The sequence below is a fragment of the Actinoplanes sp. NPDC023801 genome (genome assembly GCF_040639655.1).
Classification (GTDB): Bacteria; Actinomycetota; Actinomycetes; order Mycobacteriales; family Micromonosporaceae; genus Actinoplanes.
The window spans coordinates 138,405-161,538 of sequence record NZ_JBFAAI010000004.1 but is presented as its reverse complement, the minus strand read 5'-3'; the positions used below and the strand labels follow the sequence as shown (position 1 = coordinate 161,538).

The window sequence follows — 23,134 nt, the reverse complement described above, 5'->3', positions numbered from 1 at the left end:
CGGTTCTCTAGGCTCCCGTGCGGACGGTCCGGGTCAGCAGCCCCGGCAGGGCGCCGATCGTCGCGGTCACCTCGATGACGTCGATGCGGGTGTCGTTCCAGTGAGGTCCGGTGAAGGCGGCCCGCAGGTAGTCCTCGGTGAGGCCCCAGCCCTCGCCCGACGACGCCGAGATGCCGAGGACCTGCAGGACCGCGCCCGGCGCGGCCAGGCGGGGCAGCAGGGCGAGATAGTCCTCGGCGCCGCCGTGGCGGTGCAGGTTGTGCAGGAGCCCGGAGTCGAACAGCGCGTCGAACTCGCCGGGCTCCAGCGTGGTGGCGTCGCCGATCCGGAAGTCGACGGCGAGCCCGTCGGTGGTGGCCTTGGCGCGGGCCCGCTCGATCGCGACCGCCGAGATGTCGACGCCGGTGACCCGGTGGCCGCGGCGGGCGAGTTCCAGGGCGAGTTCGCCGGTGCCGCAGCCGAGGTCGAGGACCCGGGGTCCGCTGACGTCGAGGTCGAAGGCGGCCTGCGGCCGGCCGATCTCCCACGGGGCCGTGCCGTCGCGGTACATCGCGTCGTAGTCGGTCACGGCTGCTCGACCCCGCTGATCCGGTATTTCCGTACGTCGGCGGAGTGCACGGGCGGCACGTCGGGGTCGGGGCCGGGCGTGCCGCGGAAGCGGTCCAGGTGCTCGTCGGACTCCCAGCGTTCGTAGACGGTGATGCGTGCGGGATCGAGCGGGTCGGGTGCCTGGACGAAGTCGAGACAGCCGTCGGCCTGCCGGGCCAGGCGGGTCACGTCGGCGACGGCGGTCAGGTAGCGGTCCCGGTCGGACGGTTCCACGCGAAGCTCACCGGCAATGATGATCACAAGTTCTCCCCCGTCGGATGGTGCGCTGATTGTGTCTCACCGGATCAGTACCTGCACGCCGTCGAGCATGCGGTCCAAGCCGAAGCGGAACGACCGCGCCGGGTCGGCGACCGCGTTGTACTCCTCGCCGGCCGCGGTACCGACCCGCCCGGCCAGCGGGTAGGCGCCGGGTGGCATCACCCGTTCCAGGATGGGTGCGTTGACCTCCCACCATTCGGCGTCGGAGATGCCGCTCTCCTCGGCGGTGCTGCGGGCGGCGACCGACATCCGGGCGGCACCTGCCGTGAAGGCGCCGATCACGGTGACGACCTGGTCCATCTCCAGGTCGGTGAGTCCGGCGCCCTCGATGGCGGCGAGCTGCCACTCGTACCGGTCGGTGCCGTTGGGTCCGATCCAGGGCCGGCTGCTCTCGACCTGGAGCAGCCACGGGTGGCGGTGGTACTCGTCCCACAGGTGCCGCGCGACCCCGGTGAGCCGCTCGCGCCAGGTGCCGCTGTGCGGCGGGTGCGGGACCTCGCCCATGACCTCGTCGACCATCAGACCGATCAATTCGGAACGACCGGGGACGTACGTGTAGATCGACATCAGTTTGAGGCCGAGCCGGTCGGCGACCTTGCGCATCGAGAAGGCCGGGAGCCCTTCGGCGTCGGCGACGGCGATACCGGCCTGGATGACCTCGTCCACACTGACCCGCTGTTTCGGTCCTCTCGATCCTTGCGGTGTGCCCAGGGTGCGGCGCCAGAGCAGGGTCAGTGTGCGGTCGACGTCCTGTTTTTCCATGTGCGAAATCTACCCCGTGGGGTGTACGGTGTTGCCCGCGACAATTTCCGTAAGGTATACGGAGTTTAAGGAGCGTCCGTGCACACCCTGATCGCTGAAGGACTGCGCAAGCGATACGGCGACCTGCTCGCCCTGGACGGGTTCGACCTGCACGTGCCCGCCGGCGTCATCCACGGCCTGCTCGGGCCCAACGGCGCCGGCAAGACCACCGCTGTCAAGGCGCTGGCCACCCTGATCGACCTCGACGAGGGGACGGCGAGCGTGGCCGGCTTCGACGTCCGCAGACAGGCCGCCGAGGTGCGCCGGAGCATCGGCCTGGTCGGGCAGAACGCGGCCGTCGACGAGGTCCTCAGCGGCCACCAGAACCTGGTGATGTTCGGCCGCCTCTACGGGCTGACCAGAAGCGCCGCCCAAGCTCGGTCGGCCGCGCTGCTGGACACCTTCGGACTGGCCGAGGCCGCACACCGGCCCGTCAAGACGTACTCCGGTGGCATGCGCCGGCGGCTCGACATCGCGGCGGGGCTCATCCTCACCCCGGCCGTGCTGTTTCTCGACGAGCCGACCACGGGGCTCGACCCGCGCGGCCGCAACGAGGTCTGGACCAGCGTGCGGGAGGCCGCCGCCCGCGGCACCACGGTCCTGCTCACCACGCAGTACCTGGACGAGGCCGACCAGCTGGCCTCGGCGATCACCGTGGTCGACAGCGGCCGGGTCATCGCCGAGGGCACGCCGGAGCAGCTGAAACGGCAGGTCGGCGGCGACCGGGTGACGATCACGCTGCGCGGCCCGGCCGGTGAACTGGCCGGCCGGCTGGGCGGCGTCGCCGGCGAGGACGACCGCACGATCACGATCGAGGTCACCTCCGGTCTGGCCGAGATCGTCCGCCGCCTCGACGACCTCGGCGTGGTGCCCGAGGACCTGCGGCTGCGGCATCCCACCCTGGACGAGGCGTTCCTCGCGATCACCGAGAAGGAGGCGGCCCGATGACGACCCTGCGCGCCGGCTGGATCATCACGCAGCGGGAACTGGCCCACTGGGTCCGTGAGCCATGGGGGCCGATCTTCGGGCTGCTGTTCTCGATCATGCTGCTGCTGGTGTTCGGCTTCCTGTTCGGCGGGGCGATCAGCGTGCCGGGCGGCGGCGACTACATCGCCTTCCTGCTGCCCGGCATGATGGCGCTGAGCATGATGTTCGGCGTCGAGACGACAGCCACCAGGATGGCCGCCGACGCGGGCAAGGGCATCACCGACCGGTTCCGGTCCATGCCGATCGGCAGCGCGTCGGTGGCGCTCGGCCGGGTCGGCGCGGACATGACCAACTCGGCGGCCGAACTGCTCGTGCTGCTGCTGGGCGGTCTGGCGATCGGCTGGCGGATCACCTCCGATCCGGCTTCGGCGGCTCTGGCCGTACTCCTCTTGCTGTGGTTGAGGTTTGCGATGTTGTGGATCGGGATCTTCGTGGGGCTGTCGTTCCGCGGGGGCGGCGCGACGGCGGCCGTGCAGGTGCTGGTGTGGCCGATCGGCTTCCTGTCCACGGCGATCGTGTCGGCCGAGACGATGCCGGGCTGGCTCGGCGCGGTCGCGGCGTGGAATCCGCTGTCGGCGACCGCCACCGCGGCGCGGGAGCTGTTCGGCAACCCGACCGGTCTCACCGAGGGGGTGCTGGCCGAGCACGCGGTGTGGCTGGCGCTCGGCTGGCCGATGCTGATCGCCGCGGTGTTCGTGCCGCTGTCGGCACGGGCCTACCGCAGGCTGCGCAACTAGCCGCGCCGGCTACGAGACCAGGCGGCGGCGTAGGCCGCGCCGGACCCGGCTGAGCATGCCCGCGGGCTCCTTGATCAGCTGCTGCTGCAGGGAGTCCGCGTGGCCGATCAGCGCGACGATGGTCTCGACGGCGGCGTCCAGCAGCTGCCGTTCGCCGACGTCGTCGGGGCTCATCGAGCCGTCCATCCGGTGCGGCCGCAGTTCGGCGAGGTCGCCGACGATGTGGCACGGGTAGTCCCGCAGCTCGCTGATCTGCCGTTCGGCGAGTTCGGACACCCATCCGGCCCGGTCCAGCCCGACGCCGAACCGTACGTCGTTGTCGCGTTCCTGCAGCACGGCCCGGATCAGGTGGCGGTGGACGACACGCTGGTACGGCAGCCGGTGCGGATAGTCGTCGCCGAGCGCGGCGTTGACCCGCCGCAGCAACTCGATCTCCGGTGCACCGAGTGACGGGTTCGACGGCGGCGCCACGCTGTCATCGATCTCGCCGGGGACGCCCAGGATGCCGGCGAACCGGTGCCACAGCACGTCGTGCGGGGTACCCGGCTGCGGGACGGTGACGACGTGCCGCTGGGCGGCCGGAACCAGGTCACCCCAGCGCTGGAACATCCGGTTGGCGACGTATTCGTCCCAGAACCCCTCGAACCTGCCCAGCTCCACGGCCTTCAGGAAGTCCTCGAACGGCCAGGTGCTGCGGGCCCGGATGGTCTGCTGCCACATCGACGGGAAGGTGCGCCACAGGTCGCGGGCCGCCACGACGACGTGCACCTCGGCCGGTTGCAGGCTCTCCACCGCACGGCGGGCCTGGTCGGCGGTGGCGGCGCCGAGGCCCTCGCTGGTGAGCACCACGTCACCGGGCCAGCGGGCGAAGCTCTCCACCAGCCGGTCCCACGACCAGTGCAGGTTGACGTCGCGCCACGGCACCTGCCGCAGGTCGGTCATCGCCTGGTCGTGGGCGTGGAACGTGGCCGGCACCAGAAGTCCGGCGCGCCGCAGGCGGTCGGCGTTGCCGAACAGCAGGTTCTGCACGAAGGTGCTTCCGGTCTTCGGTGCCCCGATGTGCACGAACACGCGCTGCGGCATGCCGTCTCCCGTCTTTCCCGTTCTGGACCACCCATGATCAACAAAGCAGGTGAAGGGCCGGTGACACATTGTCGTATCACATGTTTACGGCGGGGGTACGCCACGCGTTTCCGCCGTACCGCCGGTGCAGGATGCGGCCCTGATCCGGCGGCGGGCGAGGTGACTGTCACAAACCGATCGCCCGGATCGTCCTCACGGTGACCGACCAAACAGGAGGATCCCGGATGTCTGCCCTCTACATCACCGTCACGCTGGTCACCGCGTTCTTCACCGGCAGCGCCGCGGTGTTCTACCTGATCGGGCACGAGTACCCGAAGTCGCAGGCCGACATGAAAGGCATTCCACGCCGGTACGTGCCGGTGCTCGGTTCATTACTGGCCGCGGGCACGGCCGGGCTGCTGCTCGGATTCGCCGTGCCGCTGCTCGGCACGGTGGCCGCCGCCTGCCTGGTCCTCTACTTCACCGGCGCGCTCATCGCCCACCTGAGGGTCGGCTCCCGGAACCTGGTCGGCTGGGCCGTCTTCTTCGTGACGGTGGTCGCCGACCTGGTGACAAATGTGTCGTACCACTGGGTGTGACCGCCTACGCTGCCCGGTGATGCCGAACCTCGTACACCTCACCCAGCAGCGCCACGCGGCCCGGTTGCGGCGCGGCGGTGTCGCCGCGCGCAGCCGCGGCTGGGACGGCGAGTCCGGCGTCTACACGATGGCCGTACTGTCCGATTTCACCCTCACCCACCAGTGGACCCGCGAGCTGCGGCGCTTCAAGCCTGGTGCTGTTCGATCGGTTCGCCGCGGAATATGACCAGATCGTTCCGTTCTTCAGCGAGTTCGGGGCGCAACTGGTCGACGTCCGCCGACGGCTCCAGCCGGGCGGTGACCAGCCCGTCCTGCTCGAGCCGGCGTAGCACTCCGTAGACGGATGGGTCGCCCAACGGTGTGAGCCCTTCGCCGCGCAGTCGTTCCTGTGGTGAAGGTGGGCCGGGAGCCTACGAACTCCTGATGTGTCTTGGTCGATTGCAACCAGAACAGTGGGGTCAGGCCGCGCCGATCCTCCTCTGTCATGGTCTGCGCCCACGCCGAGATCGAGCAGCTCGCCCAGCAGGCGCTGGCCGCAGTGACCCCAGAAGCATCATGCTGCTCTGATGTCGAGTTCGGATATTCCGGCCGATGTGCCCTCCTCACCGAACCGGGTACCTCGCGATATCGGGTTCTGGTTGTTCGGGGTGGTCACCGCCATCGCGGTGAATTTGCTGACCAACGATGTCGCGGCCGCGGCGCGCGTCGCAGTGGCGGCTCTGGCCATCAGCGGTGTCCTGCTCAGCGTGTACCAGCTTCGACGGATACCGCCCTCTTCTGCGTTACGACATTACGCATCCCCGGTCGCGGTGACCGTGGTGTCGCCGCTGATCTTCGCCTCGGTGCTGGGCGTCGGAGGAGGCTATCTGACGTTCCTTGCCGCGGCGATTGTCGCCGTCGCGGTCTCCAGCGAGAAGAACGTAAAAACCGCTCTGACCTTGCTCACCGGCATGACGGGCATCGCCGGTGGCGCCCTGATCATCGCCGGCATGCTGCGTTATCCGCCGCTTCACGGCGAACGCGTCTTGTTCTGGGTGATCGCCGGTTACGGCTGGCTCGGAGGCATCATCGCCATCGTCTTCGGCGGGGCGGTGCTGGCTCGCGGGGATCGCCTCCTTCTCCGCGCGATGGACGCGATGACGGAGCGGCCGTTCGCATTGATGCGGTTGGCATTCCTGGGCCTGCTTGGCTTGGCCGGTCTGATCAGCAGCCTGCGGCAGGTCCACTCAGTGCGGGACGCCGCTGACGGGTTGCCGTGGTCGGCATTGTAGTGACAGCACTCGGCTGGAGCCTTATCTATGCCTTGCCCCCCGAACGGGTCAGCCGGCTACGTGTGACCTGGCGGGATCTGACCCGGCCCCGGGGCGATGACGAACAGCAGTCGTCGTACCGGCAGCTGATTCTGCGTCTGCTGCGAGCGGTAGGGCACCATATCGAGCAACAGGAGCCGCTTGCACCCCGCACCTCCCGCATCAACCCGGTACGCCGTCGGCACCGACCATAGAAGCCGACACTGCGCACGGCGTCGTGGTGCGTGTCGACGGATACACCCGGACAGGATTTGCGCCGACCCTGGGAGCGCCCGCTGACCCGGAACGGCTCACCCCGGCCCGGGTACGGCGGGGGTTTCGGAACCTCTGCGCGACGAGTCCTTCACCAGCGCGTGCACCGAAACCCAGCCGCCCCGGCCCTGGACGTCCGCCAGGCTCCCGCAACCGACAAGCCGCTGTCCGCCACGACGTGGACTCATCCTGGTCACCGGCCAGGCGCATCATCGGCCGAGCCATCACAAGAAGGGCACCAAGCCCCGCCGAACTGGTTAAACGACAAGGTCAGGCACTGACACAGAACCGGTTGCCCTCCGGATCGGCCAGCACCACGTACGCCGGCTCGGCCGGGTGCCGCTCCCCCGGCGCGGGATAGAACCGCCAGTCGACGCGGGTCGCACCGAGGGCGAGGAGCCGGTCGACCTCGGCGTCCAGGTCGCCGTCCGGTGCCCGCAGGTCGAAGTGGATGCGCGGGAACTCCGGCGGCCGCGTCTCACTGAGGTCCATGGCGATGGCGGTCCCGGCGGCACCGGGCATCGGCTCGAGGACGATCCAGTCGTCCCCGGGCCAGCGGGGCGCCCGCCGCACATAGCCGAGCGCCCGCGCCCAGAAGGCCGCGGCCCGCTCGCAGTCGTCGACACCGAGGGAGATCTGCGCGAAGACGGCCATCCACGGATCATAGGCAGGCCGGGATCGTGCCGCGCCGCCCCCCGTGGGACGTCGGCGGTCTTCTATGCTGCCGCGGTGGCTCCATCGCGCCACCCGTACCCGGTCCCACCGGAATCCTCCACGAAGGAGTGCACCGTGACCGCCGCTGACATCCTGGACGATCTGGAATCCGAGCAGGAGCAACTGGGGGCGGTGCTGTCCCGGCTCGCGCCGGACGACTGGCGTACCCCCTCGGCCGCGACCGGGTGGACGATCGCCGACGTGGTGCTGCACCTGGCACAGACCGAGGAAGCGGTACCGGCCGCCGTCGAGGGACGGCCGGACGCGATCCGCTGGCATGAGCTCGGCGACACTGTCGACGCGGCGATGGCCGCCCTGGTCGAGGCCGAACGCGCCGACGGGGCGGTGATCCTGCGGCGGTGGCAGTCGGCCCGGCACGCCTCGTTGGCGGCGTTGCGGTCAGCCGACCCAGGACGGCCCGTGCAGTGGGTGGCCACGCCGTTGAAGCCGTACAGCCTGGCCACCACCCGGCTCGCCGAGCACTGGGCACACGCCCTGGACATCACCGTGCCGCTGGGCCTGGACTATCCCGACACGGCGCGGCTGCGGCACGTGGCCTGGCTGGGGCACGCCACTTTGCCGTACGCGTTCCGGCTGGCCGGTCTCCCGCCGGTGCCGATCCGCTGTGACCTGGTCGCGCCGGACGGCTCGTCCTGGCAGCTCGGTGACCCCGGCGCCGACTCGGTGATCAGCGGGCCGGCCGGTGACTTCTGCCGGGTCGGCGCCCTGCGTCTGCCGGTGGCGGAGGCGAAGCTGCAGGTCAGTGGTCCGCATGCGGCGACCGCTCTGGGCCTGCTGCGCAACTACGCACTGACCTGATCAGGGCACCAGAAGGCGGTCCACGACGCTCTCCGGGCCGGTCCGCCGGGGGACGACGCCATCGTGATCCTCGTCCTCGTCCTCGTCCTGGTCCGGGTGCAGGATCCGGGCCGCGATCAGATCAGCGTCGCCCGTCACCGCGACGGTCCGCAGCGCCCGCGCGAGGCGGTGCCGTGCCTGCTCGTCGGGCACCTCGACGATCGTGAGCATCGGCGCGAGCAGCAGCAGGACGGTGGCCCGCGAACGATCGTCGGGCTGCCGGTCGGCGAGCGCGGCCAGCTCGTTCCACGTGATGCCCCGGCCGAACTGGCCGCCCTCGTCGGTGGCGAACGTGATCGCGTCCGCGCCGTCCGGGATCAGCAGGTAGTCGACGCCCTCGTCCTCGGCGAAGTTGCGGTAGACGACGGCCAGGCGCGCGTCGCGGCCGGTGCCGAAGAGGAACACCGGCCAGGAGTCGTGGCCGGTCAGCCGGGCGTAGGTCCGCTCGACCACCTCCGGGTCGTCGCCGAACAGCGCCGCCGCCTCGTCGATCGTCTCCATCAGATGGCTGCCCAGGTGCGCCGGCCAGAATCCCGGCGCGTCGAGCAGCTCGGGCGACTCTCGGCAGAGGCGGGAATCGTCGTACCCCGGGAGTAGCGTCACGAATCGACGGTAGAGGATCACCGGAATTGAGGATCATCGGGGTGGAAACGGCACGGTGGGCCCGGCGGTGGGCGCAGACCTGGAGGGTGGCCTGGCCCGCGCGGGACGTGGAGGCGATCGCGGCCCTGCAGGCCGAACACGGCGACCACTGGGCCGGTATCTCACGCCGGTACCGCGGACGTGCGGGGCTGCGCGTCTATCTCGGCGAGTGCTTCGGCGAGGAGACCCAGCCGGCCGAGGTGTGGTTCGGTGAACCGGTCGTCAGCGGTGACACCGCGACCGTCGAGTACTGGGCGGTGACGTACCCCGGAGGCGAGCCGCTGACCATCGCCGGCTGCACGATCCTGCTGTTCGGCGCGGACGGGCTGGTCGTCGAGGCCCGCGACTACTCGCACGCCGAACCCGGTGTGCTGCGCCCCCGGGGCGGCCTGTTTCTGCCCGAGCACCTGCGGCCCGACCTGGAGGCGTTGTGGCGGGCCTGGCCGGCGGGGCTGCCGGAGGCCGACCACCGCCCGCTGCTGGCCGCTCTTCACGACCACTACAGCGAGGAGCACCTGGCCGCCGTCGTCGCCGCGTTCGTGTCCGGCGACCCGCTCCGGGTGGACAACGACGCGGCCGGGCTCGGCGGCCGTCCCACGCCAGCGGACATCGCCCGTGTCCGGGAGCGCTTGCTGAGAGCGGGATGGCGGCCCGACGACTCCTGACGGCGGTCATCGGGCGGTGCCGGGCAGGGTGAACCAGAACAGGCTGCCGCCCCCCGGGTTCCCGGTGACGCCGATCCGGCCGCCGAGACGTTCGACGATGCGCCGGCAGCTGGCCAGGCCGAGGCCGGTGCCCGGGTAACCGCGGCTGTTGTGGCATCGGTGGAAGGCGTCGAAGACCTTCGGCCGGTCGCCGGCGGGGACGCCGATCCCCCGGTCGGTGATCCGGATGAGCACGGTGGCGTCCGTACCGACGAGGCCGTTGACGTTGATCTGCGGGGTCTCGCCGGGCCGGGTGTACTTGACCGCGTTGCCGATCAGGTTGTCGAAGACCCGTCGCAGGAGGTCCGCGTCGGCCAGGATGTCCGGCAGGGTTCCGGTGACGGTGATCTCGGGTGGGGTCGGACCGGCCGTGTGGTCGGCCACGGCCTCGGCGACCAGCTCGCGCAGCGACGTCGGGACCGGGTCGAGCGGATGGTCCGCCTTGGCGTGGTCGACCAGGTCGCGGGTCATCCGGGTCATGCGGCGCAGGCCACGCTCGATCGCGGCCAGATCCTCGGCGAAGTCCTCGCCCAGGGCGTCGGCGTAGTCCGATCGCAGCATCTCGACGTGTGCTGCGATGCTGGTGAGCGGGCTGTTGAGGTCGTGCGAGGCCATCGCGAGCAGGGTACGGAGCTCGGCCTCGTGACCACCCGCGGAGGCGTCGTCCGGCGCCCGATGGACGTTGAGCAGGGAATACATGACTTCCTCCAGGTCCGTTCCGGGATTTCCGCAATGCGGAGAGTTCTGTGTCATCGCGTTTTCCCGCATCCGATTCGGTGACGAGAAAATCGTCGCGTCCCGGCCTCGGAAAAGCGTCGGCCCGTAGCGGTAGATCGCCGATGATTCCCCAGCGGTACCGATCGGCGGCCCGGTGCGCCTCCGGCGGGTACCGCAGAGGTGCATCCGCCGGGGTACCGCCACGGCATTACCGCCACGGTTGCATGCGGCTCCGGGGATTTAACGCCGAAGCCGGACGCGCGAACCGGCAGCCCAGCGGACTATAGGTGCATGTCCGACAAACCACAGATACGGGTAGCCGCCGTGACGGCGATCTCGGTCCTGACGCTGAGCATGAATCCTGGCCAGGCGCTCGCCGCGCCGGCGCCGGTCGCCATCGCGCAGACCGGCACACCGACACCCGGCGCCGGGGATCCCCCGCCGGTTCCCGAACCCGGACCGATCGACCTGGGTCCGCTCCTCGGAACAGGACCGGTCGGCGCTGTCGTCAAAGGCATCATCACCGATATTCAAAAGGGAGTCGGCGACATCTTCAAACCGCCGAAGTTGCCGAAGAGGGGGCCGGGACCGAAATGAATGTCGTCCTTCACGGCGCCCACCGCAGAGTCGTGCTCCCGTTATGGGTCTCCGAGTCGCTCATCCTGTTCGCCACCGGATCGGTGGATCTGCTGGTCTGGTACAACGACAACGAGCTGTACCGGGGCGGAACGGCTCCGCCGTGGCTCATCCCGGCCGGCAGCGTTGCGACCCTGTCGGCACTGCTGCTGCGACGTCGCTTCCCGGTGTCGGTGCTGGCCGTGCAGCTCCTCTGGGCGTGCGCGAGCGGTTTCACGTTCCTGCAGTACACGCCGCTGGCCGGGATGCTCGTCGCACTCGCCGCTCTCGCCCGGCAGCGGCCGCCGTCCCGCTCCCTGCCGGGGTGGGTGGCCTGTTCCCTGCCGTTCGCCCTGTATTCGCGAAGCACTGGCGACACGCAATGGCAGCTCATCTTCGTCCTCGTACTCATGCTGGTGGCCGGAACCGCGTGGCTGCTGGGCCATCGTGCCCGAGTCGCCGACGAGCGGGCAGCCGACCATGAGGCGGAGACCACGGCTGCCCTCCGGTCCGAGCGCCTGCGGATCGCGCGGGAACTGCACGACATCGTGGCGCACGCGGTGAGCGTGATGGTGCTGCAGGTGGCCGGTGCCCGCGCTGTCCTGGCGGATGATCCGCAGCGCGCCGAAGCGGCTCTCGACACGGTGCAGGACGTCGGCAGGCAGTCGATGAACGAGTTGCGCCGTCTGCTGGGCCTGTTGCGGTCCGCCGGTGGTGACGGTGACGGTGACGACACCGTCACCGGGCAGCAGCCGGACCTGGACGGTGTCGACGCGTTGCTCACCACCGCCCGGGCCACCGGGGTGACCGTCAGCAAACAGGTGTGGGGTACGCCGGGCCTGCTCGACCCCAGCGTGGGGCTGGCCGCCTTCCGCCTCGTTCAGGAGGCGCTCACCAACACGCTCAAACATGCCGGGCCGCAGGCGACCATCCGGGTCGGCATGGCCTGGACTCCGGACCATCTCACCCTCACGGTGCAGGACGAGGCACCCGGAGACGGCGGGCGAGCCGCTGGTACGGCACCGTTGTCGACTGGACACGGCCTGCTGGGGCTCCGCGAACGCGTGCAGACCGTCGGCGGCACACTGCACACCGGGCCGACCGCCGACGGTTTCGTCGTCCAGGCCGTCCTGCCCGCGGTCACGCGCTCGGGGGCCGGCAGGCCGGACGCGGTCACGCGCCCGGCGGCCGGCAGGCCGGACGGCCTGGTGGCGACCGCGGCGCCGGAACGGATCGTCGGCTGATGGCCATCACCGTGGTACTCGCGGACGATCAGGCCCTGGTTCGCAGCGGGCTGTGCATGATGCTGTCGGTGCATCCGGACCTCGATGTGGTCGGCGAGGCCGGCGACGGCGCCGAGACCGTGAAACTGGCGCGCGAGCTGACCCCTGACGTCGTGGTGATGGACCTCGGTATGCCGGGTATGGACGGCGTCGAGGCCACGCGCCGGCTCACCGCGGACGACTTCACGCCGGACCCGGACTACACCGCCAAGGTGCTGATCCTCACCGGTCTCGGTGACGACGAGCACGTCTTCGCCGCACTGCGAGCCGGCGCTTCGGGATTCCTGCTCAAGGATGCGGCTCCCGGCGAGCTGGCCACCGCGATCGAGTGTGTCGCCAAGGGCAACGGCTACCTCGCACCATCGATCACTCGTGGCGTCATCGCCGGCTTCACCGATCGGCCCGCCCCCGCGCGTCCGGTCGCCGGCCTTCTGGATCGCCTCACCACGCGCGAGCGGGAGATCCTCACGCTGATGGCCTACGGGCTGACCAACGAGGACATCGCCGGCCGGCTGCATCTGGCCATGGCCACCGTCAAGACTCACGTCTGCCGCATCATCATGCGGCTGGAGGTGCATGATCGCACTCAGGCCGTCGTCGCCGCGTACCAGAACAAGCTCGTGGTTCCCGGCAGCGGGCCGCCCGGCTGAACTCAGTGCAGCGCGAGCAGGGCGACCCCGGCGAAGACGAGGACCGCGCCGCCGGCGGCGTTGCGGGAGAAGGTGCCGGTGGTGAGCCAGGACAGCGGGACGACGAAGAGGATGCCGGTCTCGCGCAGAGCGGCCACCGCCGGCACCTGGGCCGGGGCCACCATGGCCAGCGCCACCGTGGTGAGGCCGCCGGCCACGGCCATCCCGATGCCGGTGGCGACGGCCGCCGGGTGCAGTTCGGAGCGCAGTTCCGCGGCGCCGCGGGCTCTGATCAGGCTCGCGGCCACGGATCCGGCGGTCAGCGGTGCCAGCGACAACCACAGGTAGGTGGCCGGATCGGCGTGACGCAGCCCGTGGGACGCGACGAGTGGATAGGCGGCCAGCGAGATCGCGACCGGCACCGCCGCCAGAACGACCCGGCGGTTCACCTCACCGTTCGCGGTCAGCCAGACGCCCGCACTGATCAGGGCCACCGCAGTGAACGCGGCGCCGGGCAGGCGGGCTCCGCCGGCCACCGCCACGGCCAGGACCAGGACCGGACCGAGTCCGCGGGCGACCGGGTACACCGTGTGGGCGGGCGCCCTGGCGTAGGCGCGCCGCAGCACCACCAGGTAGTAGGCCTGAAAAGCGGCCGTCACCAGCAGGAACGGCCACGCCTCGGCGGTGATCCGCCAACGGGCGAGCGCGAACGGTGCCAGCACCAGGAACGAGGCCGCATTGGCCACCGCGACGGCCGCCGCGCCCCGCGACACCTTCGCGAACAGCACGTTCCACAGGGCGTGGACCAGCGCCGACGACAACACCAGCACCAGTACCCCGCCCGGAAGCCACTGCCCCACTCTGCCTCATCACGGCGGGCAGTTCCCGGGCAGCCGGGTTAGCGTGGGCACATGAGCCAGAGCAGCCCGATTCTTGTACTGGGCGGCACCGGCACGGTCGGCAGCCGGGTCGCCGCACGTCTGCGGGACGCCGGAGGCGACGTCCGGGTGGTGTCGCGCCACACCGAGCAGCGGTTCGACTGGGAGGATCCCGGTACCTGGGCGGCCGCGCTCGACGGCGTACCGATCATGTTCGTGCTCCTGCCCGACCGGACCGGAATGCCGGAGGCCTTCCTCCCGGAGGCGCTGCGCGCCGGGGTGCGGCGGGTGGTCCTGCATTCCGATCGTGGCCTGGAGGTCATGGGCATGGACCAACTGCAGAGGACCGAGGCCTGGGTACGGGACTCCGGCGCCGAATGGACCATCGTGCGTCCCGACTGGTTCCATCAGGATTTCGAGACGTTCTTCCGGCAGTCCGTCGTGGACGGGCGCCTGTGCCTGCCGGTCGGGGAGGCACGGCAGGCCTTCATCGACGCCGACGACATCGCGGCGGTCGAGGTGGCGGCGCTGACCGGTGACGATCTCGCCGGTGAACTGGTGGAGATCACCGGGCCACGGGCGCTGTCGTTCGGGGAGGCGGTCGCGGAGATCTCGCGCGCCACCGGACGGCGGATCGAGTTCGACGGCACGCCCGGGGCGTACCGGCAGGCGATGCGCGCCGACGGCCTGCCCGACGAGGTGGTCGACGCCCTGACCGGCAGTTTCGTGCGGCTCGGTGAGCGCGGTGACACCGTCCCGACCGGGGTGGTGGAGAAGATTCTCGGCCGGCCGGGCCGTGACTTCTCCGCGTACGCCACCGACGCCGCCGCCCGGGGAGTGTGGGACCCGGCATAGCGGGCCGGACGGCCCTGTCGCCGCCGCGCCGCGCCGGACATGATCGGGTGGCGGCCCGGCACGGGCCGCAGGTCACATCCGGGGTGGACGATGGGTGAGGTTTTGGTCGCACGGCGGCAGCAGGCCGGGCACGGCGAGGACACACCGGCCGGGTCTACTCGGCCGGTGCAGATGTCGTGGTCCGAGGCCTACGCCACCGCGCGTGGCGCCGCCGAGCCGCTGCCGGCCGGCCTCACCCCGGTCGTCGCGGCCACCGGCCTGGTGCTGGCGGCGGCGGTGCGCTGTGAGCGGCCGGTGCCGGCGTTCGACAACGCGGCCATGGACGGCTACGTGATCGCCGGGGACGGGCCGTGGACGCTCCGGGGCCGGATCCTCGCCGGTCAGTCGGCGGGCGGCGCGGGCCTGGCGCCCGGCACGGCTCTGGAGATCGCCACCGGGGCGCCGCTGCCGGCCGGGGCCGGGGCGGTGCTGCCCTACGAGGACTGCCGGGTCGTGGACGGCCTGGTCATCGGCTCCGTGGGAACGCGCCGGCACATCCGCCGGACCGGGGACGCCCTCGCGCCCGGTGTACTGATCGCGCCCGCCGGGCGGACGGTCACCGCCACCGTCGCCGCGGCCGCTCTTCAGGCCGGCGTCGAGCATGTACTGGCGTACCGGGCGCCCGCGGTCACCATGCTGGTCACCGGGGACGAGGTGATCACCGACGGTACGCCGGGGCCGGGCCAGGTACGGGACGTCTTCACCGGGCTTGTCACGGCGGTCACGGCGCGGGCCGGCGGCAGTTTCGCGGGCTCGCGGCGGGTGCCGGACGACCCGGCCGCGCTCGCTGTGGCGCTCGAGTCGTCCGCCACCGAGGTCGTCGTGGTCAGCGGATCGTCGTCGGCAGGAGCGGCCGACCATCTGCACGACCTGCTGACCGGCGCACGGGCGACGTGGCTGGTACGGGGTGTGGCCTGCCGGCCGGGTCACCCGCAGGCACTGGCGGTGCTGCCGGACGGGCGTTTCGTGGTGAGTCTGCCCGGTAATCCGTACGCCGGGCTGGTCGCCGCCCTGACGCTGCTGGAACCGCTGCTCGGCGCGCTCGCCGGACGTCCTGCGACGCCGCTGCCGACGGTGACGGTCACCGGCCGGGCCACGCTGATGCCCGGCGGTGTCCGCATCGTCCCGGTCGGACCGTCCGGTGAACTGGCCGCCGCCGGGCCGGTCGGACTGCATGCCGCCGCGGCGGCCGGGACGCTGGCGGTGCTGCCGGACGACTGGGCCGACGGTGCCCCCGCGATCGGTCTCACGGTGCCGTGACGCCCCTGCTGCTCACCCTGACCGGCGGTTCCGGAGCCGGGAAGACCACGATCGCCGAGGCGTTCGGCGACGCGGAGGTGCTGCACGGCGACGACTACTACGTCACCACCCGTGACCGTGGCGTGTGGATTCCGGACCGCACCGGCATTCCCCGCCTCGACGTGGGTGACCCCCGTTCGATCGATGCCGGCCGGCTCACCGCGGACACCGCGGCCGCGCTGCGCCGCCACCGTCTGGTGATCGTGGAGGGGCTGTTCGCGGCGCGGATCAGGCCGCCGGTGCCGCACCGGCGTTGCGACGTGTTCGTCGAGCTGGCCGCCGACCTGCGCCTGGCGCGCAAGATCCACCGCAAGTGTGTACGGGACGGCTTCCCCCTGGACGTGCTCCTGGCCAACTATCTGGACCATCGGCGCGACGCCCACGAACAGCATGTCGAACCGCTCCGCGCTCATTGTGACCTGGTTGTCGACGGCTCACGGCCGGCCGCGAGCATCGCCGCCGAGATCCGCGCCGAATCCGGATGCGCTTAGTCGCCGCGAACCCTAGGATCGACGCCAGCGGTGGGCGGCTCCAGCGGCGCTTCCTTCTCACATCTCTTTCCAGGAAACTAGTGCCGCGACTCTCCGCCCGCCGCGCCGCTACCCTCGACAGCATGTCGGTCACCGCGGCCGGGGTGTTCCGGCGGACGCCGCTCGAACGAGCGGACCAGCGCGTCGCCTGGGAACGCGGCGACCAGGCCTTCTTCGCGGCGGGCGCCTGTCACATCCTCGCCTTCACCTGCCGGGAGCTTCACCCGGGCCGGGAGATCGGCCTCACGGCGATGACCATGGCCGGGGACGAGCACCCCTTCCACGTGTACGCCACATGGGAGGCCTGGGCGTTCGACGCCTCCGGCTGGAACCTCGAGCAGGAGGTGCTGACGGTCAACGCCGCCTTCGAGAACCGGCGGATCGAACGGGCCCGGATCACCACCGGCCTGGCCGAGTTCTGCGCGGCCCACCTGCACCGCATGCCGGACGGTTACTGGCAGAACCCACTGCCGCGGGCGCGGGCGTACGTGCGCCGTTTCACGCCGCCCTGGACCGTCACGGCCTGAGCGGAAGGCCGCGGGCGATGTCGATGACGTGCTCGAACCACTGCTCCCTCAGCGTCGTCTCGCCCTCGTCGGCCCGATACAGCTGGACATAGCCGTCGGCGGAGACACGGTCACGCCAGTGCGGCGCGCCCACATCCCATCCCGGCGGTGGGTCGCGGTAGTGGAGACCGATCCACCCGGCGTCGTACCAGAGCCGGAGAACGGCCGCACACGTCGGCGCCGGCCACGGGCCATGGACGATCTGCCAAGGGCCGGGACTGTCGATCGAGCCGAGCGGGATCTCGAAGAGCCACGCCTCTTCCCAGGCGGCGATCTCCATCTGCCACAGGAAGTCGGTGAGTTCGTCCATGCCCGGCCCGAGCCGCCGGGCGGACGACCCAGCGGCGTCCCCGTCAGGGGGTGGCACGTCTGCTCCTGGACTCGAAGTAGGCCCCGAATATCTTTGCCAGGCCGTCGTGTTCGTTCCGCTTCTGCAGGAACTCGTCGAGCAGCTGGAACAGCAGCTCGACGGCCTTCTCGTTCATCCGCGGGTCGGCCCGCAACTCTTCGCGGCCGGGGCCGGATTCGCGGTCCGGGAACGCGAGGCGCAGGACCAGGCCCTCCCAGACCAGGTTGTCACCCCCGCCGAGCCGGGTCACGAGCCACTCCCGGAAACCCGCGAGCAGCTGCCAGTCGTTGCCGGCCTCGCACCCGCGCACGAACGCGGTGAGCGTATGAAACTCGCCGTCCAGGCAGAACATGCCCGGCCGGCGGTGGACTTGCGCGAACAGCTCCTGGTAGTTCACCCGCCGATCCAACCATCCCGGGGCACGGGCGTTTCCTGTCGTACCCCTGTCTTAGGGTTCCGGCCATGGTCGACGTGGAGGTGCGCAGCCGGGTGACCGGCACGCCCGAGGGCCTGCCACGGGTGCTGGTGCGGCTGGCCGGGGAGAGCACGACGGCGCGGGAGCTGATCCGCCGCGCGGTCGAGGAGCAGATCCGGCTGGCCGGAGCCGCTACGGCCCGCTGCCGGCGGGCACTCGACCGGCAGTTCCTCTCCGACGAGGACCTGCGGGCGCAGGCGGCCACCGGGGTGATCCGGCTGCCAGACCGAGCCGTCCTCGCGCCCGACCCGGAGCGCGAGGTGGCCCGGGCGCATCGGGCGTTCAGCCGCGGCACCTTTGTGATCTTCAACGGGGGCCGGCAGGTCGGCTCGCTCGACGAGGAGATCACGGTTCGTCTCGGCGAGCCGGTGGTGTTCCTGCGCCTGGTCGCTCTGGTGGGTGGCTGATCATGCCACTCGATCAGGTGCCCGAGCAGTTCACCGACGTCGTCCAGGAGGATCGCGCGAGCCTGACCGCCCTGGCCGGGAAGGCCCGCGCCGCGGACCGGGCCGGGCTCACGGTCCTGGCCGACGAGATCACCGAGCTGATCCGGCACGGCAACAGCCGCTCCGACGGCCACTTCCGTGAGTACGTGGACGATCTCCTGACCACCCTCGACCCGATCTTCGCAGCCGCGTTCCCGGTGACCGACCCGTCCGCGGTCCGGCACATCCTCGAGGTGCCGTGGCCGACGCGCCGCCACCGGTCGCTGCTCGTGGCGGCGCTCGGCTGCGACCCGCGGACCAGCCCCAAACTCGACGACCTGGCAGATCGGGCCGTCGCCGAGGGTGATATCGGGATGATGCGGGCGGTGCTCCACACACCGCTGGGATTCCTGACCCGGCAGGCCACGGCCCGGGTCTTGGACGCGCTGCACAGCAGTGACGAGCTCGCCGCGCAGGACGTCGAGCGCGCTTTCACCGACGACCGTCACCTCTGGACGGCTCTCGCCGACACACCGTGCGCCGATGCGGTCCGCGGCCACCTGGACGCACTGGTGTGGCGGCGGGTGACCGCGCCGGTGCCGGCCACGCCCACGAGACTGCCCGCCGATGTCGCGCCCCGCGGCCTGCGATTCGTGCGGCTCGCGCTCGACTGGACCGGCGACGAGCAGACAGCCGATCATCTGGGGGCCGCCGACCTGACCGGGCCGGAGCGGGCCGGGCTGCTCGACCTGCTGCGGGAACGGCCGGCCGGTGACCGGCACCGGGCCTGGCGGTGGCGGACCACGACCGGGGACGCCGAGGCGCTGCTGCCACTGTTCGGCCTGGAACCGGCGGCGCCCCTGCTGCGGCTGATCCGGGCGATGCCCGACGGGCACGAGCCGTTCCGGCAGGACCGGGCCGCCGTGCTCGCCGCGGTCGAGGCGGCCGGGCTCGACACGGCGCGGCGTCTGCTGCTGCTGGCACCCAGCGAGCTGGTGTCGGCAGTGCTCGGCGACAACCGGGCCGCGGTGCTCAAACGGGTGAAGAACAACGCTCTGCAGGGCATCGCGGCGTTCGGGATGCTGCCGCTGGTCCCCGGCGAGACGGTTCTCGACCGCTATCTGGCATTGCGTGAGTCGGCGAAAAAAGGTGCCAAGCTCGGCCCCAACCGCCGCCACAGCCATGCCGCCGCGATCGGCGTCGCCCTCGACCACCTGGCTCAGGTGACCGGAGCCGCCGACGCGAGCCGCCTCGAATGGGACTGCGAGGCCCGGATCGCCGAGGCGGCACCGACCGGCGCCGACGCCGGGGACTACTGGGTCGAGGTGCGGTTCGACGGGGCGGAACCGGTGCTGGCGGTCAGCCGGGCCGGCAAGCCGCTGAGATCGGTGCCGGCCGCGGTCCGCGCCGATCCGGCCTACCAGCGGCTGCGTGAACACCAGGAGCTGCTGCGCGATCAGGCCCGCCGGATGCGTACCGGCCTGATGGAGCGCCTCGTCGCGACCACCGCGACCCTGAGCCCGGACGAACTGGCCCGCCTGCGGTCCCTGCCCGCCGGGGCCGCCGTGCTGCCCGCCCTGATCTGGCGCGACAGCTCCGGCACGGTCGGCCTGCTCGACGAGCTCGACGTCACCGGCCCGGTCACCGCCGTGCACCCGGCCGACCTGCTGGCCGGCGGCACGCTGGCCCGCTGGCAGGAACGGATCGTGCGCGACCGGATCCGCCAGCCGGTGAAACAGGCGTTCCGCGAGCTGTACGTACCGACTCCCGCCGAACGCGAGGCCGTCGACGTGTCACAGCGCTTCGCCGGCCAGAACGTGTCCGGCCGGGTCGCCGCCCAGTTGCTGTCGGCGCGCGGCTGGAGCATCGGCAACGAGGACGCCGCCCATCAGGCCACCCGCCCGGCCGGCGCCGGCCTGACCGCCGCGTTGAGCTGCGAGTTCCACGGATACTTCGGTCTCGGTGACGTGCTGATCGGCGGGCTGGTCCTGTTGCGTGACGGCAGGCCGGTACCGCTGGCCGAGGTGCCGCCGGTGGTGTTCTCCGAGGTGATGCGCGACCTGGACCTCGTCGTCTCGGTCGCCGGCACCGAACCGGAACGCTGGTCCTCACCGGCCGGCGCCCGCTCCCGGGCCGACGTGCTGACCGCGCTCATCGCCGAGCTGGGTCTGACCCGGGTCGCCGTGGACGGCACGGCCGCCGTGGTCCGCGGCAGCCGGGCCACCTACCGGGTGCACCTCACCAGCGGCAGCATCCACGTCGAACCGGCCGGTTACCTGTGCGTCGTCCCGGCCGGTTTCGGCGCCACCGCGCACCGCCGCCTGTTCCTGCCGTTCGCCGACGAGGACCGGATGACGAGCGTGATCCTGAGCAAGGTGCTGCTCCTCGCCGAGGACGAGAAGATCACCGACCCCTCGATCCTGCAGCAGCTCGACGCCCTCCGCCCGGACGGGCCGCCATAGTGCCGACCGATACGGCCGGTCCCCCGCACCGGCCCGCCGTGTGGTTTCGCTCCGCACCGGCGAGCGCCGGCCCTTACTGCAGGCCGAAAACCGCCGTACGCCGCGGCCTGCCCATCGGTGAAAGACCGACGCACCGAACGTGTTCAGTCGGAGCGCTCCTAATCCAAGATCATCCTCTAGCGGTACTTTTCAGCTCCGATTTTGCTCAGCCTCGGCACCGTCCGACGGATGCGAACATCTCCGGGTGAACGACGAACGAGCACGCGTGCTGGCGCGCGGTGGCAACGTCGCCGTGACGCAGCTCCACGGTCGGGCCTTCCCCGGCATCCACGTCCAAGGTGACACGTTCGCCGTACTGCGGGATCAGGTTGTCGACGCCGCCCGGCGGCTGCGCCGGGATCCCGCCGACGGTGAGGCACTGGACGATCTCGACTACGTCGGCGGCGAGATGTCTCAGTTGCTGGAGTTCTATGAGTCCGTCCTCGCCGAGCACGGCATCAGGCGTCCGTACCCGGGTGGGGCGCCGGCTGAGTGAACGCCCCTCAGGGTGCCGTGGCGGTGGCGAGGACGCGGCGCATCGCATTGGCGGTGTCCAGCGAGCGGCGCCCTTCGGCCTGGAGGGAGAGGAGCGCGGGGTCGGTGCCGGTCTCGGCGAGCGCCGCCTCCCACATGGCCAGTTCGGCCCGGCGCCACTGCGGCCGATCATGCACCCGCACGTCGGTGAACCCGGCCTCCGGCAGGTCGCGGAGCAGGTTCACCGCCTGGATCCGCGCCGGAACCCGGTCGTCGGCCGGGTCGGTGGCTTCCCAGCAGGTCACGGCGAGCCGGCCGCCGGGTGCCAGCAGGCGCCGGAACTCGCGCAGCGCGGCGAGCGGCGGATCGCCGAACTGCACCGCGTCGACGCACATCAGAGCGTCCGCGGACCCGCTGGGCAGACCGGTGGCCAGCAGCGTGCCGACCCGGAAGTCGGAGCGGCCGGCGGGCAGCCGGTGCGCACCGTTGGACCGGGCCTGCTGCACGGCGACGGCGGAGAAGTCCACTCCGATCAGGCGGGCGCCGGTTCGCCGGGCGACCTCGATGCCGTACCCGCCACGTCCGCAGGCGATGTCGAGCAGAAGGCCGTCCGGCGGCAGGCGCAGTTCGCCGGTCAGTTCGTCGACGCCCTGCCGGTTGAGGGTGCCCGCGTCCCGCAGTTCGGCCGGGAGTTCCAGCGTGCGGGCGATGACGGCGTCCCGGACGGGCGAGGTGGCCATGTCGGCGTGCCACTTGTCGAAATAGCCCGCGTCCGGCATCGGGCCCCGGCTCACCGTGCCTCCCGAAGCGAGGCCGGGCCCGAACACGAGGCCGGGCCCGAAAAGGAGGCCGGGTCCGGCTGGTGGGCGGTCTGCGGGCGGCAAGGCCGTCCCGCGACGAGTGGCGGGTCGTTGCCGGTCGGCACGCCGGGCCAGAACGTCCCCCGGCCGGTCAGGTACAACGAAGCGGTCATCCGGCCACTGTAGGGCGATCGGCGACCACCAGGTGCAGGGTCGTGGTAAGGGTGATCGGCTCGGGCAGGACGGCGGCGAGGCCGGCGATGGCCGCCTCGAGCCGCTGCGGCGGGATCCGGCGCACCACGGCGCGGCCGCCGTGCGAGCCGGCCCAGGAGACGAAGTGCCGTCGGTCGCGGAAGGTGCTGTCCACGGTGTACCTGCTCAGGCGTGGGCGTTCGAATCCGGCGTTCTCCACGGCGGTCCGCAGGGTGTCCGCGTTCTCGAACATCGGGCCCTGACCCGGCGGCGGGGACGGCGGACCCTCGGCGTGTCCGGCGAGCACCTTCATGGCTTGCGGGAAGGCGGGGTCGTAGGAGGCGGCGGCGCTGAAGGCGAGACGTCCGCCGGGTCGTAGCAGCCGCCGGTAGGCGTCGAGGGCGGCCGGTGGGTCGGGCAGGAAGAACAGGACCATCCCAGCGGTGATCACGTCGAACGAGGCGTCCGGGAAGGCGGGGGCCTGAGCGTCGCCGAGCCGAACTGTCACGTGCGGCAGGGCGGCGGCGGCCGTCCGGGTCAGTTCCACCATGCGGGGCGCGAGGTCGATGCCGGTGACGTGCCCGCCCGGACCGGTGGCCGCCGCGGCGGGGAACAGTACCGCTCCACGCCCGCAGCCGACGTCGAGGACCCGGTCGCCGGGCCGGACCGCGGCGGCCTCGGCCAGAGCCGCACCGAACGGCGTGAAGAAGTCGACACCGACGCTGTCGTAGTCGTCGGCCGCCTCGTTGAAGATTTCGATCTGCCCGCTCATGACCCGAGCATGCCTGTGCCGTCACCTGCTCACGGCCCCGCGGCGGCGCGATCTTCCAAGGGCAGAATCCGCTCCTGGCGAAAGCCGCTTATAGACATCGGTTGATGTCCCGACACATTGGTGTAATGCTTGCGCCGGGAGCGCTCCCATTTCCCCGAACGCCGAACAATGGAGGAGGTACCGTGCCCCCACACGAGTCCCG

General features: G+C 71.3%; 30 protein-coding genes and 1 pseudogene. 18 read left to right on the top strand and 13 right to left on the bottom strand.

What is annotated here, in order from left to right:
- Positions 1-7 precede the first annotated feature (7 nt).
- From AB0G04_RS10550 to AB0G04_RS10540, 3 genes are read right to left on the bottom strand one after another with little or no spacing between them, the layout of a single operon-like run.
- Complete coding sequence (locus AB0G04_RS10550) at positions 8-568, bottom strand: class I SAM-dependent methyltransferase (RefSeq protein ID WP_360979885.1); 561 nt, start codon at positions 566-568, stop codon at positions 8-10.
- Positions 565-849, bottom strand: coding sequence for an antibiotic biosynthesis monooxygenase family protein (locus tag AB0G04_RS10545; protein WP_360979882.1), 285 nt, complete (start codon positions 847-849; stop codon positions 565-567). The genes AB0G04_RS10550 and AB0G04_RS10545 overlap by 4 nt, the downstream gene beginning before the upstream one ends.
- A 36-nt stretch (positions 850-885) precedes the next feature.
- Positions 886-1,629 (bottom strand): TetR/AcrR family transcriptional regulator C-terminal domain-containing protein, encoded by a 744-nt coding sequence (locus tag AB0G04_RS10540; protein WP_360979879.1) that lies wholly within the window; start codon positions 1,627-1,629, stop codon positions 886-888.
- Positions 1,630-1,707: 78 nt separating this feature from the next.
- Between AB0G04_RS10540 and AB0G04_RS10535 the strand changes: the two genes are divergently transcribed.
- A complete protein-coding gene (locus AB0G04_RS10535; RefSeq protein ID WP_360979876.1) occupies positions 1,708-2,616 on the top strand; it encodes an ATP-binding cassette domain-containing protein in 909 nt (302 codons plus the stop codon).
- Positions 2,613-3,392, top strand: coding sequence for an ABC transporter permease (locus AB0G04_RS10530; protein ID WP_360979873.1), 780 nt, complete (start codon positions 2,613-2,615; stop codon positions 3,390-3,392). The genes AB0G04_RS10535 and AB0G04_RS10530 overlap by 4 nt, the downstream gene beginning before the upstream one ends.
- 9 nt (positions 3,393-3,401) lie before the next feature.
- Here AB0G04_RS10530 and AB0G04_RS10525 read toward each other — a convergent pair whose 3' ends face one another.
- Positions 3,402-4,475: a hypothetical protein gene (locus tag AB0G04_RS10525; protein WP_360979870.1), complete on the bottom strand. Its 1,074-nt coding sequence runs from the start codon at positions 4,473-4,475 to the stop codon at positions 3,402-3,404.
- A 224-nt stretch (positions 4,476-4,699) separates the two neighbouring features.
- On the opposite strand from AB0G04_RS10525, the gene AB0G04_RS10520 reads away from it, so the two are divergent.
- The 4 genes and pseudogenes from AB0G04_RS10520 to AB0G04_RS10505 all read left to right on the top strand — a co-directional run.
- Positions 4,700-5,053 (top strand): DoxX family protein, encoded by a 354-nt coding sequence (locus AB0G04_RS10520; protein ID WP_360979867.1) that lies wholly within the window; start codon positions 4,700-4,702, stop codon positions 5,051-5,053.
- A 19-nt stretch (positions 5,054-5,072) separates the two neighbouring features.
- On the top strand, positions 5,073-5,279 hold the full coding sequence (locus tag AB0G04_RS10515; RefSeq protein ID WP_360979864.1) for a hypothetical protein: 207 nt from the start codon (positions 5,073-5,075) through the stop codon (positions 5,277-5,279).
- A gap of 340 nt (positions 5,280-5,619) precedes the next feature.
- Entirely contained in the window at positions 5,620-6,324 is a 705-nt protein-coding gene (locus AB0G04_RS10510; protein WP_360979861.1) for a hypothetical protein, read from the top strand.
- Positions 6,325-6,608: 284 nt separating this feature from the next.
- Positions 6,609-6,876, top strand: a pseudogene (locus tag AB0G04_RS10505) (transposase); the annotation flags it as partial.
- Positions 6,877-6,885: 9 nt separating this feature from the next.
- On the opposite strand, the gene AB0G04_RS10500 reads toward AB0G04_RS10505, so the two are convergent.
- On the bottom strand, positions 6,886-7,269 hold the full coding sequence (locus tag AB0G04_RS10500; RefSeq protein ID WP_360979858.1) for a VOC family protein: 384 nt from the start codon (positions 7,267-7,269) through the stop codon (positions 6,886-6,888).
- A 135-nt stretch (positions 7,270-7,404) separates the two neighbouring features.
- Between AB0G04_RS10500 and AB0G04_RS10495 the strand changes: the two genes are divergently transcribed.
- Positions 7,405-8,148, top strand: a complete 744-nt coding sequence (locus AB0G04_RS10495; RefSeq protein WP_360979855.1) for a maleylpyruvate isomerase family mycothiol-dependent enzyme — start codon at positions 7,405-7,407, stop codon at positions 8,146-8,148.
- Here AB0G04_RS10495 and AB0G04_RS10490 read toward each other — a convergent pair whose 3' ends face one another.
- Positions 8,149-8,790: a hypothetical protein gene (locus AB0G04_RS10490; RefSeq protein ID WP_360979852.1), complete on the bottom strand. Its 642-nt coding sequence runs from the start codon at positions 8,788-8,790 to the stop codon at positions 8,149-8,151.
- A gap of 41 nt (positions 8,791-8,831) precedes the next feature.
- On the opposite strand from AB0G04_RS10490, the gene AB0G04_RS10485 reads away from it, so the two are divergent.
- Positions 8,832-9,494 (top strand): DUF3349 domain-containing protein, encoded by a 663-nt coding sequence (locus tag AB0G04_RS10485; protein WP_360979849.1) that lies wholly within the window; start codon positions 8,832-8,834, stop codon positions 9,492-9,494.
- A gap of 6 nt (positions 9,495-9,500) precedes the next feature.
- Here the strand turns inward: AB0G04_RS10485 and AB0G04_RS10480 are convergent, their stop codons facing one another.
- The gene (locus AB0G04_RS10480) at positions 9,501-10,232 is read right to left on the bottom strand and encodes a HAMP domain-containing sensor histidine kinase (RefSeq protein WP_360979846.1); all 732 of its coding nucleotides are present in this window, start codon (positions 10,230-10,232) and stop codon (positions 9,501-9,503) included.
- Positions 10,233-10,541: 309 nt separating this feature from the next.
- On the opposite strand from AB0G04_RS10480, the gene AB0G04_RS10475 reads away from it, so the two are divergent.
- Genes AB0G04_RS10475 through AB0G04_RS10465 form a run of 3 tightly spaced genes read left to right on the top strand, consistent with a single transcriptional unit; the run spans position 10,542 to position 12,798 of the window.
- Entirely contained in the window at positions 10,542-10,847 is a 306-nt protein-coding gene (locus AB0G04_RS10475) for a hypothetical protein (protein ID WP_360979843.1), read from the top strand.
- Positions 10,848-10,879: 32 nt separating this feature from the next.
- Entirely contained in the window at positions 10,880-12,109 is a 1,230-nt protein-coding gene (locus AB0G04_RS10470; protein ID WP_360979840.1) for a histidine kinase, read from the top strand.
- Positions 12,109-12,798, top strand: a complete 690-nt coding sequence (locus AB0G04_RS10465) for a response regulator transcription factor (protein WP_360979837.1) — start codon at positions 12,109-12,111, stop codon at positions 12,796-12,798. Before AB0G04_RS10470 ends, AB0G04_RS10465 begins: the two co-directional genes overlap by 1 nt.
- Positions 12,799-12,800: 2 nt before the next feature.
- Here AB0G04_RS10465 and AB0G04_RS10460 read toward each other — a convergent pair whose 3' ends face one another.
- Complete coding sequence (locus tag AB0G04_RS10460; protein WP_360979834.1) at positions 12,801-13,637, bottom strand: hypothetical protein; 837 nt, start codon at positions 13,635-13,637, stop codon at positions 12,801-12,803.
- A 51-nt stretch (positions 13,638-13,688) separates the two neighbouring features.
- On the opposite strand from AB0G04_RS10460, the gene AB0G04_RS10455 reads away from it, so the two are divergent.
- The 4 genes from AB0G04_RS10455 (at position 13,689) to AB0G04_RS10440 (ending at position 16,905) form a co-directional block, all read left to right on the top strand.
- Positions 13,689-14,510 (top strand): NAD(P)H-binding protein, encoded by an 822-nt coding sequence (locus AB0G04_RS10455; protein ID WP_360979831.1) that lies wholly within the window; start codon positions 13,689-13,691, stop codon positions 14,508-14,510.
- 90 nt (positions 14,511-14,600) lie between these two features.
- Positions 14,601-15,809: a molybdopterin-binding protein gene (locus tag AB0G04_RS10450; RefSeq protein ID WP_360979828.1), complete on the top strand. Its 1,209-nt coding sequence runs from the start codon at positions 14,601-14,603 to the stop codon at positions 15,807-15,809.
- Positions 15,806-16,339 (top strand): hypothetical protein, encoded by a 534-nt coding sequence (locus tag AB0G04_RS10445; protein ID WP_360979825.1) that lies wholly within the window; start codon positions 15,806-15,808, stop codon positions 16,337-16,339. Before AB0G04_RS10450 ends, AB0G04_RS10445 begins: the two co-directional genes overlap by 4 nt.
- 122 nt (positions 16,340-16,461) lie before the next feature.
- A complete protein-coding gene (locus AB0G04_RS10440) occupies positions 16,462-16,905 on the top strand; it encodes a hypothetical protein (protein ID WP_360979822.1) in 444 nt (147 codons plus the stop codon).
- Here the strand turns inward: AB0G04_RS10440 and AB0G04_RS10435 are convergent.
- Both AB0G04_RS10435 and AB0G04_RS10430 read right to left on the bottom strand, forming a co-directional pair.
- Positions 16,895-17,311: a hypothetical protein gene (locus tag AB0G04_RS10435; protein ID WP_360979819.1), complete on the bottom strand. Its 417-nt coding sequence runs from the start codon at positions 17,309-17,311 to the stop codon at positions 16,895-16,897. The two genes, AB0G04_RS10440 and AB0G04_RS10435, sit on opposite strands and share 11 nt — an antisense overlap.
- Positions 17,298-17,690 carry a hypothetical protein gene (locus AB0G04_RS10430; RefSeq protein WP_360979816.1) on the bottom strand — a complete coding sequence of 131 codons (393 nt, stop codon included), beginning with the start codon at positions 17,688-17,690 and terminating at the stop codon, positions 17,298-17,300. The genes AB0G04_RS10435 and AB0G04_RS10430 overlap by 14 nt, the downstream gene beginning before the upstream one ends.
- Positions 17,691-17,755: 65 nt before the next feature.
- On the opposite strand from AB0G04_RS10430, the gene AB0G04_RS10425 reads away from it, so the two are divergent.
- The 3 genes from AB0G04_RS10425 (at position 17,756) to AB0G04_RS10415 (ending at position 21,190) form a co-directional block, all read left to right on the top strand.
- On the top strand, positions 17,756-18,175 hold the full coding sequence (locus tag AB0G04_RS10425; protein ID WP_360979813.1) for a hypothetical protein: 420 nt from the start codon (positions 17,756-17,758) through the stop codon (positions 18,173-18,175).
- Positions 18,176-18,177: 2 nt separating this feature from the next.
- Entirely contained in the window at positions 18,178-20,655 is a 2,478-nt protein-coding gene (locus tag AB0G04_RS10420; protein ID WP_360979810.1) for a DUF4132 domain-containing protein, read from the top strand.
- A gap of 244 nt (positions 20,656-20,899) precedes the next feature.
- Positions 20,900-21,190: a hypothetical protein gene (locus AB0G04_RS10415; protein ID WP_360979807.1), complete on the top strand. Its 291-nt coding sequence runs from the start codon at positions 20,900-20,902 to the stop codon at positions 21,188-21,190.
- 7 nt (positions 21,191-21,197) lie between these two features.
- On the opposite strand, the gene AB0G04_RS10410 is transcribed toward AB0G04_RS10415, so the two are convergent.
- From AB0G04_RS10410 to AB0G04_RS10400, 3 genes are read right to left on the bottom strand one after another with little or no spacing between them, the layout of a single operon-like run.
- A complete protein-coding gene (locus tag AB0G04_RS10410) occupies positions 21,198-21,962 on the bottom strand; it encodes a class I SAM-dependent methyltransferase (protein WP_360979804.1) in 765 nt (254 codons plus the stop codon).
- The gene (locus tag AB0G04_RS10405; RefSeq protein WP_360979801.1) at positions 21,959-22,141 is read right to left on the bottom strand and encodes a hypothetical protein; all 183 of its coding nucleotides are present in this window, start codon (positions 22,139-22,141) and stop codon (positions 21,959-21,961) included. Before AB0G04_RS10405 ends, AB0G04_RS10410 begins: the two co-directional genes overlap by 4 nt.
- Positions 22,138-22,932 (bottom strand): class I SAM-dependent methyltransferase, encoded by a 795-nt coding sequence (locus AB0G04_RS10400; RefSeq protein WP_360979798.1) that lies wholly within the window; start codon positions 22,930-22,932, stop codon positions 22,138-22,140. The genes AB0G04_RS10405 and AB0G04_RS10400 overlap by 4 nt, the downstream gene beginning before the upstream one ends.
- Positions 22,933-23,134: the final 202 nt, after the last annotated feature.